Annotated in this window: 10 protein-coding genes; 4 read left to right on the plus strand and 6 right to left on the minus strand. The window is 62.9% G+C overall.

The features are described 5' to 3' along the window. Positions 1-5 precede the first annotated feature (5 nt). The 3 genes from SMA01S_RS15855 (at position 6) to SMA01S_RS15865 (ending at position 3,404) form a co-directional block, all read left to right on the plus strand. The gene (locus tag SMA01S_RS15855) at positions 6-494 is read left to right on the plus strand and encodes a hypothetical protein (protein ID WP_157093978.1); all 489 of its coding nucleotides are present in this window, start codon (positions 6-8) and stop codon (positions 492-494) included. Between the two features lie 22 nt (positions 495-516). Then, positions 517-1,929: a coniferyl aldehyde dehydrogenase gene (locus SMA01S_RS15860; protein WP_066824450.1), complete on the plus strand. Its 1,413-nt coding sequence runs from the start codon at positions 517-519 to the stop codon at positions 1,927-1,929. A gap of 449 nt (positions 1,930-2,378) precedes the next feature. Next, complete coding sequence (locus SMA01S_RS15865; protein ID WP_066824452.1) at positions 2,379-3,404, plus strand: hypothetical protein; 1,026 nt, start codon at positions 2,379-2,381, stop codon at positions 3,402-3,404. A gap of 175 nt (positions 3,405-3,579) precedes the next feature. Here SMA01S_RS15865 and SMA01S_RS15870 read toward each other — a convergent pair whose 3' ends face one another. The 6 genes from SMA01S_RS15870 to SMA01S_RS15895 all read right to left on the minus strand — a co-directional run bounded on the left by SMA01S_RS15870 (position 3,580) and on the right by SMA01S_RS15895 (position 11,923). After that, positions 3,580-5,976 carry a translocation/assembly module TamB domain-containing protein gene (locus SMA01S_RS15870; RefSeq protein WP_066824457.1) on the minus strand — a complete coding sequence of 799 codons (2,397 nt, stop codon included), beginning with the start codon at positions 5,974-5,976 and terminating at the stop codon, positions 3,580-3,582. A gap of 335 nt (positions 5,977-6,311) precedes the next feature. Further along, positions 6,312-8,297 (minus strand): hybrid sensor histidine kinase/response regulator, encoded by a 1,986-nt coding sequence (locus tag SMA01S_RS15875; protein WP_066824460.1) that lies wholly within the window; start codon positions 8,295-8,297, stop codon positions 6,312-6,314. A gap of 96 nt (positions 8,298-8,393) precedes the next feature. Continuing rightward, positions 8,394-9,605: an RNA polymerase sigma factor gene (locus SMA01S_RS15880; RefSeq protein WP_066824462.1), complete on the minus strand. Its 1,212-nt coding sequence runs from the start codon at positions 9,603-9,605 to the stop codon at positions 8,394-8,396. Continuing rightward, a complete protein-coding gene (locus SMA01S_RS15885; RefSeq protein WP_066824469.1) occupies positions 9,602-9,955 on the minus strand; it encodes a YciI family protein in 354 nt (117 codons plus the stop codon). Before SMA01S_RS15885 ends, SMA01S_RS15880 begins: the two co-directional genes overlap by 4 nt. A gap of 422 nt (positions 9,956-10,377) precedes the next feature. Continuing rightward, positions 10,378-11,409 carry a hypothetical protein gene (locus tag SMA01S_RS15890; protein ID WP_066824471.1) on the minus strand — a complete coding sequence of 344 codons (1,032 nt, stop codon included), beginning with the start codon at positions 11,407-11,409 and terminating at the stop codon, positions 10,378-10,380. A 73-nt stretch (positions 11,410-11,482) separates the two neighbouring features. Further along, complete coding sequence (locus SMA01S_RS15895; protein WP_066824512.1) at positions 11,483-11,923, minus strand: nuclear transport factor 2 family protein; 441 nt, start codon at positions 11,921-11,923, stop codon at positions 11,483-11,485. Positions 11,924-11,996: 73 nt separating this feature from the next. Here SMA01S_RS15895 and SMA01S_RS15900 point away from each other — a divergent pair, with 73 nt between their 5' ends. Beyond that, on the plus strand, positions 11,997-12,890 hold the full coding sequence (locus tag SMA01S_RS15900; RefSeq protein ID WP_084250356.1) for a LysR family transcriptional regulator: 894 nt from the start codon (positions 11,997-11,999) through the stop codon (positions 12,888-12,890). Positions 12,891-12,998: the final 108 nt, after the last annotated feature.

Genomic DNA, 12,998 nt, shown 5'->3' on the forward strand with positions numbered 1-12,998 from the left:
CGGCGATGAGGTTAGTACCGCTCGCTCTGTTGCTGATTACCGCGCCCGCGGCTGGGCAGGACGCGCCGTCGAAGGGGCCACCGCCCGCGCCGCAGGTCATTGACCCGCTCGTTTCCTCGGTCGACGGCCTGGCGATCAGCGCGCTGCCGCCCCAGCGATTGCCCGCCAAGGGCTGCGCGGCATTCCTGTGGACGCGGACGCCAAGCATGGCGCTGGTTGCGATGGCGACCACCGATCCCGCGTCGTTGCGGCTGACGATCGACGGCAAGGCGGTGGACCTTCCGATCAGCGCGCAGAACGGGATCGGCGGTCTCGGCTACTCGCAGATTACCGAATATAAAGGCAGCGGCGCGACGGCGACCCTGCAGGCCACCGTGAAGACCGACGCCAGCGCACCGAAAAGCGGATCGATTGCCGACGCGACCTTGCGGATCGACCGCACCGGCCAAGCCAGCGTCATCATACCGGTCGCCGGGGCGATCGGCTGCGCGTGAAGTATCGGAGAGGAACAACGTGATGACGATGCACGACATCCTGGCGGCGCAACGCGCCGCGTTTATGGCCGAACTGCCGGTGAGCCTCAGCGTGCGCAAGGACCGCTTGAAGCGCGCCGCGGCGATGATCGCCGACCATGCCGATCGCTTCTGCGACGCATTGAGCGAGGATTTCGGGCATCGCAGCCGCGAGCAATCAATGCTGACCGATATCGCCGCCTCGGTCGCGCCGCTCAAAAACGCGTTGAAGCATGTCGACCGCTGGTCGCGCCCCGAACGCCGGCCGGTCACCGCGCCGCTCGGCTTGCTCGGCGCCAAGGGATGGATCGAGTTCCAGCCCAAGGGCGTGGTCGGCGTGATCTCGCCGTGGAATTTTCCGGTGAACCTGATCATGGCGCCGCTGGCCGGCGTGTTCGCAGCGGGCAACCGCGCGATGGTCAAGACCAGCGAGTTCACGCCGCGCGTCGCTGCGTTGTTCGAGGAAGTCTGTCCGAACTATTTCGCCGCCGACGAACTCGCCTTCGTGTCGGGTGGGCCAGAGGTCGGCAAGGAGTTTTCGGGCCTGGCGTTCGATCACCTGATCTTCACCGGCGCGACCGGCATCGGCCGGCACATATTGCATGCCGCGGCGGACAATCTGACGCCGGTGACGCTCGAACTCGGCGGCAAGTCGCCGGTGATCTTCGGGCGATCGGCCGACGTGAAGCGTGGCACCGAACGCGTGGCGATCGGCAAGATGCTCAATGCTGGCCAGATCTGCCTGGCGCCCGACTACATGCTGGTGCCGTCCGACCAGGAGCAAGCGGTGGTCGATGGCCTGAAGCAGTCGGTATCGGCGATGTATCCGACCTTGCTCGCCAATCCCGATTACACCTCGATCATCAACGATCGCCATCACCAGCGCCTGCAGGACTGGCTGGAGGACGCGCGCGCCAAGGGCGCGACGATCGAGACGGTCAACCCGGCGAACGAGGATTTCGCGGCGTCGAACAGCCGCAAGATGCCGCTCCACATTATCCGCGACGCGACCGACGACATGACGGTGATGCAGGAGGAGATTTTCGGACCGATCCTGCCGGTCCGCCGATACGACGATATCGACGGCGCGATTGCCGAGGTGAACCGCCGCGACCGTCCGCTCGGACTCTATTATTTCGGCAGCGACGACAAGGAACGGCGGCGCGTGCTCGATCGCACGATCTCGGGGGGCGTGACCCTGGACGACGTGATCTTCCACATCTCGAACGAGGAATTGCCGTTCGGCGGCATCGGCCCGTCGGGGATGGGCGCCTATCACGGCCAGGACGGGTTCCGGACGTTCAGTCACGCCAAGACGGTGTACCGGCAGTCGCGCTTCGATATCGCCAGGCTCGCCGGCCTCAAGCCGCCATATGGCAAGGCGACGATGGCTTCGGCCAAGCGGCAGATGAAATAAGCCGGCAGATCGGGTGGGGTAAAAACAGGGGCCGCCAAAAGGCGGCCCCAAGTGATGCTGCTGTTTGCCAAAGCAGTGCGACTAACATGATCGGAAACGTAACGATTCGCAATGCGCTGACGCGTTTGCGCATACCCATTCCGAGCTTAGGGCATAGCTTATGTCGCTCTGAAGGGCGGTATACTTCGGGGGGAGGGGTGTCGGTAAATCAACAGCGAAAGAAGTAATCCGGAGATGGTAAAGAACTAATGTCGATTAATATAACCAAAGTTATACATGAATAACATCTTATATCTTCGGTTTCGAATTAGGCCATATTTTTACCATAAAGTCGTAAACGTCCTATTTACTATGGAGTCTACTACCTACAAACTCCACACAACTCCCGATCGAACTGCGAGTCGCCGATGGGAGATGATCAATTCGTGGAAAAATTTAGGAGTGTCCCCATGATTTCGACCTTTCGAGCCTCTGCGAGTGCGATCGTCGCGCTCGCAGTCTCCGTCGCCCCGATTCCGGCATTCGCCGCAGTCACCCTTGTCGATCCGACGCCAGCGGCCGATCCCGGGCAGGTTGTTCTTCCCGGAATGCAGACGACATGTGACGCCGCGGCATTGGCCCATGATAGCGCTGAAGGCGGAGACACCTGGTCCGGCCAAGTGGTCCTCGGCCCAGTGACGCTGGTCGCTGGACCCGTCGAAACCGGCACCCATTCGATTGCCGACGCGATTCCCGGCACCCTGGTCGGCGCCGGCACCTTTACGCCCGCGCATGTCGAAATTCTCGGCGATCCCTATCGCAACGGCGGCAGCGTCAACATGTTCGGGATCAAGCAGGCGGTTGGCGGCCATTACAGCGCCAGCACCTATGATTTCATGGGAACGTTCAAGACGACCTACGCCCATGCCTTCAGCTGCGACATCCTCAAGGCGGTCTATCATCCCGCCGTGGACATCTTCCATCCGGCGGTCGGCATTTACGTGATAGCCGGCGACTTCGGCGAATCAGAGGATGCCGTCAGGGGCAATTGCGCCGCTTTCACCAAGCAGGGCGAAGATCCGCTGAACCTCCCGACCTGGTGGGGTGACCCTTTCCATGGCGGCGCCGAAGGTAATCCGCACTGCAAGTTCGTCGGCACCCCCGCTTACACCGAGCACCATGACGCCTATTACGACCCGCCGCAGTTGCAGGGCAATGAAGCGCAGACTGCCATCAACGTCGACCAGACCAATGCGCTCCGCGCGCATGAGGATGCTGGCGAAGGCTTCGACACCAGTGCCACGCTGATCATCGGTCAGGTCGTGGTCTGCATCTCGCCGAGCAAGACCGGGACGAAGCTGCCCGGCGCCTGGACCAAGCAGAACGGCTATACCGGCGATAAGTGCACCACCGTCTGGTACAATGGTGGCGCGACTGTCGGGGTTCCGAACCTCAATGACGGCAGCCACAATTGGGTCACGGTTCCGGTGATCTGATTTGCCAGCTTACTGACTTAAAAAGCCTCGCCAGCTGACACTGGCGAGGCTTTTTTAATTCCAGCGGTGGGTACAACATCGTGTGGAAAGTGAGCGCCGGCTTTTCGCAAGAACGATTGATAGAGCGACATAGGCGATTCAGTTATCGTGCATGCCGCTCCCGCTACACCTCGGCTCAAAATACCTTGCGAAGTCCGATCGTGATTGCGCGCCCGAGCGGGTTCAGGAGATAGGGCTGATACCGTATCGGTGTCAGTCCGTTGCCATCACGAACCCGCTGCTTCGAATCCAAGAGATTGGTCACCGACAACGACAAACGCGCCCCTTTTAGAACGCCGCTGTCTGGTACCAATGTGCCGAGATCTGCGAAAAGCCGCATATCGATATTGGTCTGGGCTGAAAAATAAATGTCGCTTGGCGATGGCGTTTCGGCGGATCTGATCAGCGTCGCGCTGCGCCAGGTACCGTAAAGCTGCATTCCCACACCCCGACCGGCGAGGTTGGCCGAAACTCGAACGGTGTGCCGAGCCAGGCCCCCGCCATATCCAGTCGCGCCCCCGGCCAGCAAATCGACCTCGGGCAGGCCAAGCTGGGCCCGACGCACGCTGCGAATGATCCAGTTGTGCTCGATACTCAAATTGAAGCGCGCCCGACCGTCGAACGAAAAAGCTCCGTCGGAATCGCTTCCCGAGCCGGCCGCGCGTTTCCGGCTGGGCTTTCCAAGCGAGCCATGAAAGTCGATCCGCGAGTGCAATTGGTCGCTATTGTCATAGGCAAAGGCGACCGGCCGGCTGTCGACGAGCGTCAGAACGCCGTTGGCGTCGCGAACGAAGCGATCGGGAAATGCCGCCTGGACCTGCGCGTTGACAGGGGGGAGTGTCGACTGAAGATTTGTGGTTCGCCGGCTGGAATATTCGGTGGACAGGATGAGGTTCGCGTCGCTGAAGGGCAGATAGGTGGCGCCGATTGACCAAATCCTTCGCCTGGCAACGGGCAAATTGGGGTTGCCGCCGGTAATGTAGCGGACCTGGACCGTCTGCCCGGTGACAAAGTCGAAAATCCGATAATTTTCGTAGACGATTTGCGGGTCGCTGAGCGTCTGGGCCGATGGTGCTTGCCGTTGCATGTCGAACGAACCGCGCAAATTCAGCGACCTGGCCGGTTGCCACGCCAGGCCGGCGCCGAAATCCTCGACGGTCCCGATCCGGTTGAGCCGGCGGATCGCGCCATTGAGGTCGAGTTCCAAATTGCCGATCGGCGACTTGTCGCCGAGGAGAGGAACCTGAAGGTTGCCGGAAAGGGCCGCTTCGTTTTGCGTGAACCTCGTCACGTTCGGGACCGACAGGAATTCCCACCTCCCATTGAGCCGGTCGCTCCGCACCATCGCCGTCACCGCGGCGCGCATCGCGCCTGCCGGCAGGTTCAACACCCGTCCCGAAAGCGTCGCCCGCAACGACGCATTGTCGCTGTGTGAGCGCGAAAAATTGTTCCGCGGCACCGTCAGGTCGGTGGGCAAAGCGCTGAACGGATTGACCGTGCCGGCACTGACCGCGGCCTGAAGCAGGGCTGGATCGAACGCCGCCTGGCTATCGGTCCTGGCGGCAAGGTGTTGCCAGTTTCCAGCAACGCGCAAATTCCAGCCGCCCACCGGCGTCGTGAAATCGCCCCCAAGCTCGAGATTGGCGTTGTGACCCTGCTGGCGGAGCGCATCGCCAACGTAGCGAGCAATCCTGACATCGCGTGTGAACGGCGAAAATGGCGTACCGGCGGGCAGCAATAGCGACACGCCGGCAAGACCCGACTGCGAGTCCGTGCTCACCCATTCCGAGCGCGCGTTGAGCGAGAGCGCGGTCTTTCCCCATTGTCGCGCCATATTGCCGTTCACCGAGAAGGTGCGCTTGCCGGCAGCAAGCGTGCGAAAATCGCGAACATCGGTAAAGTTGGGTCGGTTGGCATTGGCTGCCAACGCACCCAGTGTCGGCGCCGTGCCACCGGCCGGCACCGGTACTATAGCCACCATTTGTCCCGCCAGCGCACTCAACGCCGGATCGATCTCCGTTCCCAGGATCGTGGACGCGAAAATATTGCCGCGAATATCATAGGGCGCCATCAACGGGTCGCTGACAATGTTGCGGTCGCTTTCAAACAGCGGATCGACGCGTTCGCTGCGGAAAACCAGGCTGTCGCGGTTGCCGTCCTTCAGCCGCAATAAGTTGATTTCGGCTTTGTAGCTTCGCCCGGCGCCCGCCGTTGCAAAAGTCCCCTCCGCATTTCCGGTGATCTGTCGGTGGTTATTCTTGAGCACCACATTGATCACTCGCCGGGTTGGGCGTTCGCCCAGCCGACCAGCCACCCGCTGCGGCAACACCTGGATCTTGCGAATTGCCTCAGTCGGAAGGTCGTTTACCGTGTTCAGTCCGGTGGTTTCCCGGCCATTGATGAGGATCACGGGGCCTTCGCCGGACGAATCGGCCGCGCCGCCTACCTGATCGAGCAGATCGCCGACCGTGTTGGCGCCGTAGGCGGCAATATCCTGTTCGTTGAGCTCGTTTTCCGGCGGAATACCCGGCAATATGCCCTGCCTGGATGCGTAAATAATGATGTCATCCGCTGTTTGCGGTGACTGATCCTGTGGACCATCCGTTTTGTCTCCCGTTGCCGGCGAGCCAGCCGCGAACAGGAAAGGTGGCGGTCCATCGCTTGCCTGTGCATCAACTGATATGGGCAACGCGATGCATAGCAGGCTGCTAGTGTATAAGAGTTTCGATGTCCGCCCCATGAAGGCTGGCGTAACATCGTGCACCTGAAAATAACAGACTAACGTTTACTAAAGAAATCCAAATTCGGGGCTTTATAACTATGGATATATGCTGACGATATTTGGCTCTATTAAGAGTTATTGCCTTGTTATAGCGCGGCGATGGCGGCCGGTGCACGATCGGCGTCGGTCAAAGCCTGTTGCTCCATTTCCACCTTGCGGATCGCCGCGGCGAGCTGCGCCTGGCCGAACGGCTTGGCGAGCTTGATGACGTTGTGAATCGCGGCCTCGGGAAGTTCGCCATAGCCGGACGCCAGGATGATCCGCAGGTCGGGGACGATCTCGCGCGTTTTCTTGATCAATTGCGTACCGACCATGCCCGGCATGGCTTGGTCGGTGATCAGCAGGTCGAATGCAAACGCGTCTTTGAACAAGGCCAATGCCTCCGCCCCGGAACTGGCTTCGGTCACGACACATCCCATGTCCTCGAGCAAGGCGGCGGTGTTCATCAGGACGAGACTGTCATCGTCAACGACCAGGACGCGAAGGTCGCGCGGCTGGTCGATCTTCTCGGGCGGGGGTGTCGGTGCGCTGGCGGCACCTCGGCGTATGTCGGTGACCGGCAGCCACAGCTCGGCCGTGGTGCCATGTCCGACCATGCTACGCAGTACGAGCTCGCCCTTCATTTGCTCGGCGAGACCATGGATCATCGACAGACCGAGCCCCGTTCCCTTGCCGACGCCCTTGGTCGTGAAGAAAGGCTCGGTCGCGCGCGCCAACGTGGCGGCGTCCATGCCGGTGCCGGTATCGATCACCGCGAGTTTCACATACCGGCCTGGGGCGAGCCCCTCGATCGCCCGATCCTCGACCGTCGCCTCGCTGGCGGTGATCGAAATGGCCCCGCCGTCCGGCATCGCGTCGCGAGCATTCACCGCGAGATTGAGCAAGGCCATTTCGAGCTGGTTGGCGTCCGCGAGCACCCAGGGGAGCGATAGCGGGAATTGCAGTCCGATCGGGTGCGACGGACCGAGCGTGCGCTGAAGCAGGTCGTTCATGCCGCGGACCAGTTCCGGCACATCGACGGGTTCCGGGTTGAGCTCCTGGCGCCGCGCAAAGGCAAGCATCCGCTGCGTCAGCGCGGCGCCACGTTCGGCGCCTTGCCGGGCATTGTCGATCAGCCTCTGCGTGGACGCGTCGCGCGAAACGCGTCGTTCGAGGAGCGTCAGGCTGCTGAGGATGGCCATCAGCAAATTGTTGAAATCATGCGCCACACCGCCGGTCAGTTGACCGATCGCTTCCATCTTCTGCGACTGGAACAGCGCCTCCCGCGCGAGGTCGAGCTTGCGCTGCGCATCCTCTCGTTCGCTTACGTCTCGCGTGACCTTCGCGAAACCAATAAGCTTTCCCTTGTCGTCGCGGATGGGGTCGAGCACCACGCTGGCGCGAAACCGGGTGCCGTTCTTGCGAACCCGCCAACCCTCCGCGGCGAAGCGGCCATGCTCGCGCGCGATCGACATCGCCCGTTCGGGCTCGCCGGCCAGACGGTCCTCCTCGGTATAGAAGCGCGAGAAATGGGAGCCGATGATCTCGGCCGGCGTATAGCCCTTGATGCGTTCGGCGCCCGAATTCCAACTGGCGACATGACCCTCGGGATCGAGGCGATAGATCGCATAGTCGGTCACGCTCTGGACGAGCAGCCGGAACTGCTCCTCGCTCTGGCGCAAGGACTCCGCGGCGGCGCGGCGTTCGGTGAGGTCCCGGGTGATCTTGGCGAAACCGATCAGCGTGCCGTCCTTCGCCCAGATCGGGTCGATGACGACGTGCGCCCAGAACCGCTCGCCATCCTTGCGGATCCGCCAGCCTTCCTGTTCGAACTTGCCTTCGGTGCGGGCTATGGTCAGCGCACGCTCCGGCAACCCGTCGCTGCGATCTTCAGGCGAATAGAAGCGCGAGAAATGCTGACCGATGATCTCTTCGGCGGCGTAGCCCTTGAAACGCTGCGCGCCTGCATTCCAGTTGGTTACGATTCCGTCGGGATCGAGCATGTAGATCGCATAGTCGGTGATCGCGTCGACCAGCAGGCGGTATCGATCGTTTTCCGACTTCGCATCGGCGTGACGTAGTTCGCGATCCACCCGGTCCCCTTCGTCGTGTCGTGCAGCTGACACGTTAATCAACTTCAACCGCGCGGTACGCCAAAGGTTCCGGGTCCGCTCATCGCGAAAGCCGCTTCAATCCATGCATTTGGACCGGCCGCGCTCAAGCCAGCGACGCTCTGCGCCTGCCGGTGCGAGGGCGAGGGCGGCGCCATAGGCCCGGCATGCGGCGTCGGCCAGTCCGAGCCGCAACAACAGATCGGCGCGCAAGGCGTGATAGGGAAGGTAATCAGCCAGGCCGGCATGGCTGAGCGCATCGACCTCCTCGAAGGCGATCGCCGGTCCGCGCACTTCAGCCAACGCCACCGCACGGTTGAGGCGCGTAACGGGATCGTCGCGACACGCGAGCAACGCGTCGTAAAGAGTCAGGATCGCGGGCCAGGGGGGCGGAGCGGCGAGCGACCCCCGCGCGCACCATTCGGCATGGATCAGTGCCTGGATACCGCGAGTTCCCAGCGCGCGGTTCAGCACCCTGGCAAGATAGCGGCGAGCTTCAGCGATCAGCGGCGCGTCCCACAGCATCGGATCCTGTTCGGCGAGGGGTACCATCATCCCGTCGGCATCGACTCGTGCCGGCCGGCGCGCCTCGGCGAAGCGGACGGTTGCGGCGAGTGCCTGCACCTCGGATTCGGTCGGGAGCATCGCCGCGAGCGTCGCGGTGATGCCCAGCATCTCGTTGGCATAACCGGCATGGCGGCCGGTGCCGGCGCCGTCGGCATGGGCGTGGGCATAAGCGACTTCCAGTGTCGACAGCACGGCATCGAGCCGCTCGCCCCAATGATCGGGGCCGGGTACCTCGAACGGCACGCCGGCATCGGCGATCTTACGCTTGGCACGGGTCAGCCGCTGGAGCAGCGTGGGTTCGGCGATGAGGAAGGCACGCGCGATCTCCTGTGCCGAAAGACCGCACACCAGCCTGAGGGTGAGCGCCGCCCGCGCGTCGGGATGGATAGCCGGGTGGCAGCAGACGAAGATCAGCCGCAACCGTTCGTCGGGGATCAACGGCGTGGCGGTCATCAAATCCTCTACGGTCGGTTCGGGCTCCGGCGCGGGCAGGGTGGTCGCATGGCGTACCGCATTGCGCCGCAAGCTATCGAGCGCGACCCGGGTCGCGACGCGATAGAGCCAGCCCGCCGGATTGGCCGGCAAGGCGTCGGCCCAGGCGGAAACCGCCCGCGCGCACGCCTCCGCCAGCGCTTCCTCGGCAAGGTCGAGGTCGCGGAAGCGGGCGGCGAGCGCGGCGGTGATTCGCCCGCCATCCGCCCGCAGCACCGCTTCGATCATCATTTGCCCGGCGGGTGGAGCAACGGACGGATTTCGATCGAGCCGTCGAAACGTACCGGCACCCGGCGCGCGATCGCGATTGCGTCGTCCAAATTGTCCGCCTCGATCACGTAATAGCCGCCGAGTTGTTCGCGGGTTTCGGCGAAGGGGCCGTCATGGATCGTCTGTTTGCCGTTAACGGTGCGTACCGTCGTCGCCGCGGAGGTCATCGCGAGCCCGGCACCGGTCTTGTACTGGTCGCCCAGGTCGCTGACGAGGTCCCAGTGCTTGGCAACGATCGCCTGCATCTCTGGCGTATCGCTCTTGTCGCCATAGACGCTCTCGTCCTCGTAGATCAGGATCATGTAATGCATCGGATATCTCCCGCGATCGCCGGAATGCGATCGTACCGCGGAGACGCGCCAGGGGGAGCGGATTCGACAGGCGACGGAAAATTTTTCGATTGCCGCCGCTATCCCTCCAGGCCGTATTTCTTCGCGCGATCGGCAACCTTGGGATCGATGGCGATCGCGGTGGCGCGATCGGTCTTGGCCTGAGCGTCCTGGCCCGATTTCGCTTCGACCAGCTCGCGGCGTTCGGTGGACGGGTAATAATCTCGAGCCTGAGCTCCACGCCAAGGATATCCGTCATTTCTGCCCGCCCGCCATACCGACCACTTCCGCCGACTGTTCGTCAGCCGGCGGTCGGATCAATACCGAACAAAAAACCCGGCGACCGGATAGGCCGCCGGGTAGGGTCGCGCCTTTGATGACAAGGGGCGCGTAAGCGTCGAGCGTCAGGCCGCGACAGGCATCTGTACCGGCGGCAGGCGGTTACCGAGATTGCCCAGCGTGCCGATCACCGCGCGGCGCATCGGGTGCCAGAAGGCCGAGAGCGTCAGCAGCGCCGATCCGATCACGAAGGCAGTGAAGGCCATCGACAGCTCGACCGCACCTGCCTGCCGGAACAGCATCGACAGGGCGTAGAGAACATAGGCCAGGCTCGATACCAGCAGTGCGCGGCGATCGATTGCCAGCGCGATGAAGGCAAACACAAGGTACAGCGCCATCACGATCAGCGCCTGGGCAATCCCGATCTCGCCCTGGAACACGCCGAGCATGTGGAACACCGAATGAGCGATCATCGGCGCGGCGGCGAGATGCAACCAGAAGGCGACGTCGCTGCGCCGCGTCGTGCGGGTCAGGTCCGATCCGTCCCACCACATCGCAAGCGCGAAGGTACCGATGCCGCCGATCAACACCAACGGGAAGATGCCATCCTCATTGACATGCGTCACCGCGACATAAAGCGCGACCAGGGCAGCGACCCCGCTTGCTGCGCCCACGGCAACGGTGATCGGCACCATGAACCGCTTCCAGTGCAGCCAGGTCGCACCCCCGGTCACCAACGCGATACCGGTCGCGATGAGCGCGTTCGTCTGGTCGCTCCAATCGGGATTGAGGTCGGCCAACGTGCCGATCATCGTCGCCGCTACGCCGCCGGCGAAGGCGAGCAGCAGAATGATGCTGGGAAGTGCCATGCGCCGGACGCGGGTGAAATATTCGGCCAACGCCCAGGCCGCGACCGCGACCCCAAACCCGCCCAAGCCTGTCTTTACCCAGCCGCCGAGCCACCCGATCGATGTCAACAACAGCGCGATGGCAATGCCGACGAAAATGTCGTTGAACCCCGTCAGCAGCCGGAAGCTTTCCTCGTCGACCGCGGGCGACACGCGCATCGCGGCGATATGCTGGCGGAAAGCGTCGGCAGCCGACTGCGGGATCACACCCGCCGCCACCGCGCCCTCCAGATCGCTTTCACTATACATGGCACTCCTCCTCTGCGGAGATCATGTACCATAAGTGACATAGTGTAGCAACACACTAAGGTGGTAGGACGGCTCAGCGCTGTTCGGCGGCTTGATAAGCGGCCAGCACCGCGTCGTAATTGCCGAGCACGCGCTCCTCGAGGTCGGTGTCGCAATATTCGACCACTTCGGCGATCTTGCCGTCGCGGAAGTGGAAGATGAAGCAATAATGGTTGTCGTACCGCGCGCCGGATTTGAGCATCACGTCGCCGCGCACTTCGGCGACCACGGTCTCGCCCTCGGCCACCAGGTTGATCGCGCGGGCGGTGTAATCGGTTGAGAACAGTCCGAAGAGAGGACGCAGCAAGTCGCGATGGATCGCATCGCGTCCCTCGAACCGTCGCGACCAGCTGCAATGTCCGGGAAAGCGCCAGACATAGTCCGCATGAACCGATGCCGCGAACACATCGCGGTCGCCGTGCGCCAGCGCGGCATAGATGCGTTCGATCACCTGCTTGTTCCGCTCGGCGCTCATGACTTTCTCCTGATCCCAGAACAGCATGCCGTCGGGTTGACTATCAGAGAAATGAATAGTTCTGATATCGCGCATGTCTGAACTGGATATCGGTCGCTACGACCTAAACTTGCTGCGTGCCCTGTTGGCGATGATCGAAAGCGGCAGCGTTACTCGAGCTGCGCAGATCGTATCCGTTTCGCAGCCCGCGATGAGCCGTATCCTCGCTCGCCTGCGCGAGGATTTCGGCGATCCTCTGTTGGTACGCAGCGGGGCGGGGATGAAGCGTACGCCGCGCGCGGAAGCGCTGGCCGATCCCGTCCGCGCCCTGCTCAAGCAGGCAGCTGCCTTGTACGAGGGCGAGGCGTTCGACCCGGCAGCGGCGCAGCGCGTTTTCCGGGCGGCGATCCCCGACGTCGTTGCTGCGACCTTGCTGGCACCCTTGATCGAGGCGATGGCGCGCGAGGCGCCAGGCTGCCGGATCGACCTCATTCCCTGGCCGCGGCCGAACGATCCGGTGATCGCCACGCTCGATTTCGCGATCAGTACCGATACCGTCTTGTTCGCCGGGCTGCGCATGGCGCCATTGTTCGACGACCATGATCTGCTCGCGGTCCATGTCGGGCAGCCGGCAACCTGGCGGCAGGTGCTCGAAATGCTCGATGCGCCGCATGTCGCGGTGATCGGTGCGGGCGCGACGAGCGATCCGGTCGACGATTGGCTGGCGGGTCAGGGTCTGCATCGCCGCATCGCCGCGGTCGTGCCGCATTATCTGCAGGCGCTGATGGCGGTCGCGCGAACCGATCTCGTCGCCATCCTGCCGTCGCGGCTGATCGCCGCTTACGGACCGAAGCTCGACGTGCGCGCGGTCGAACTGCCGATCGAACAGAGCATCGACCGGCATTTCCTGTTCCATCCGGTCGAGCGCGACGCCGACGCGGCATCGATATGGTTACGCGACCTGATCCAGCGGACGGTGGGGGACTGATCAAAGAAATCCTCCCCGGAACGGGGAGGGGGACCATCGCGCAGCGATGGTGGAGGGGGCCCGCGACGAACGAGCAACAAGCCAGGAGGTCAGCGGTGGAGGGGCCCC

Origin of the sequence: Sphingomonas mali NBRC 15500, from assembly GCF_001598415.1 — a bacterium.
Taxonomy (GTDB): Bacteria; Pseudomonadota; Alphaproteobacteria; order Sphingomonadales; family Sphingomonadaceae; genus Sphingomonas; species Sphingomonas mali.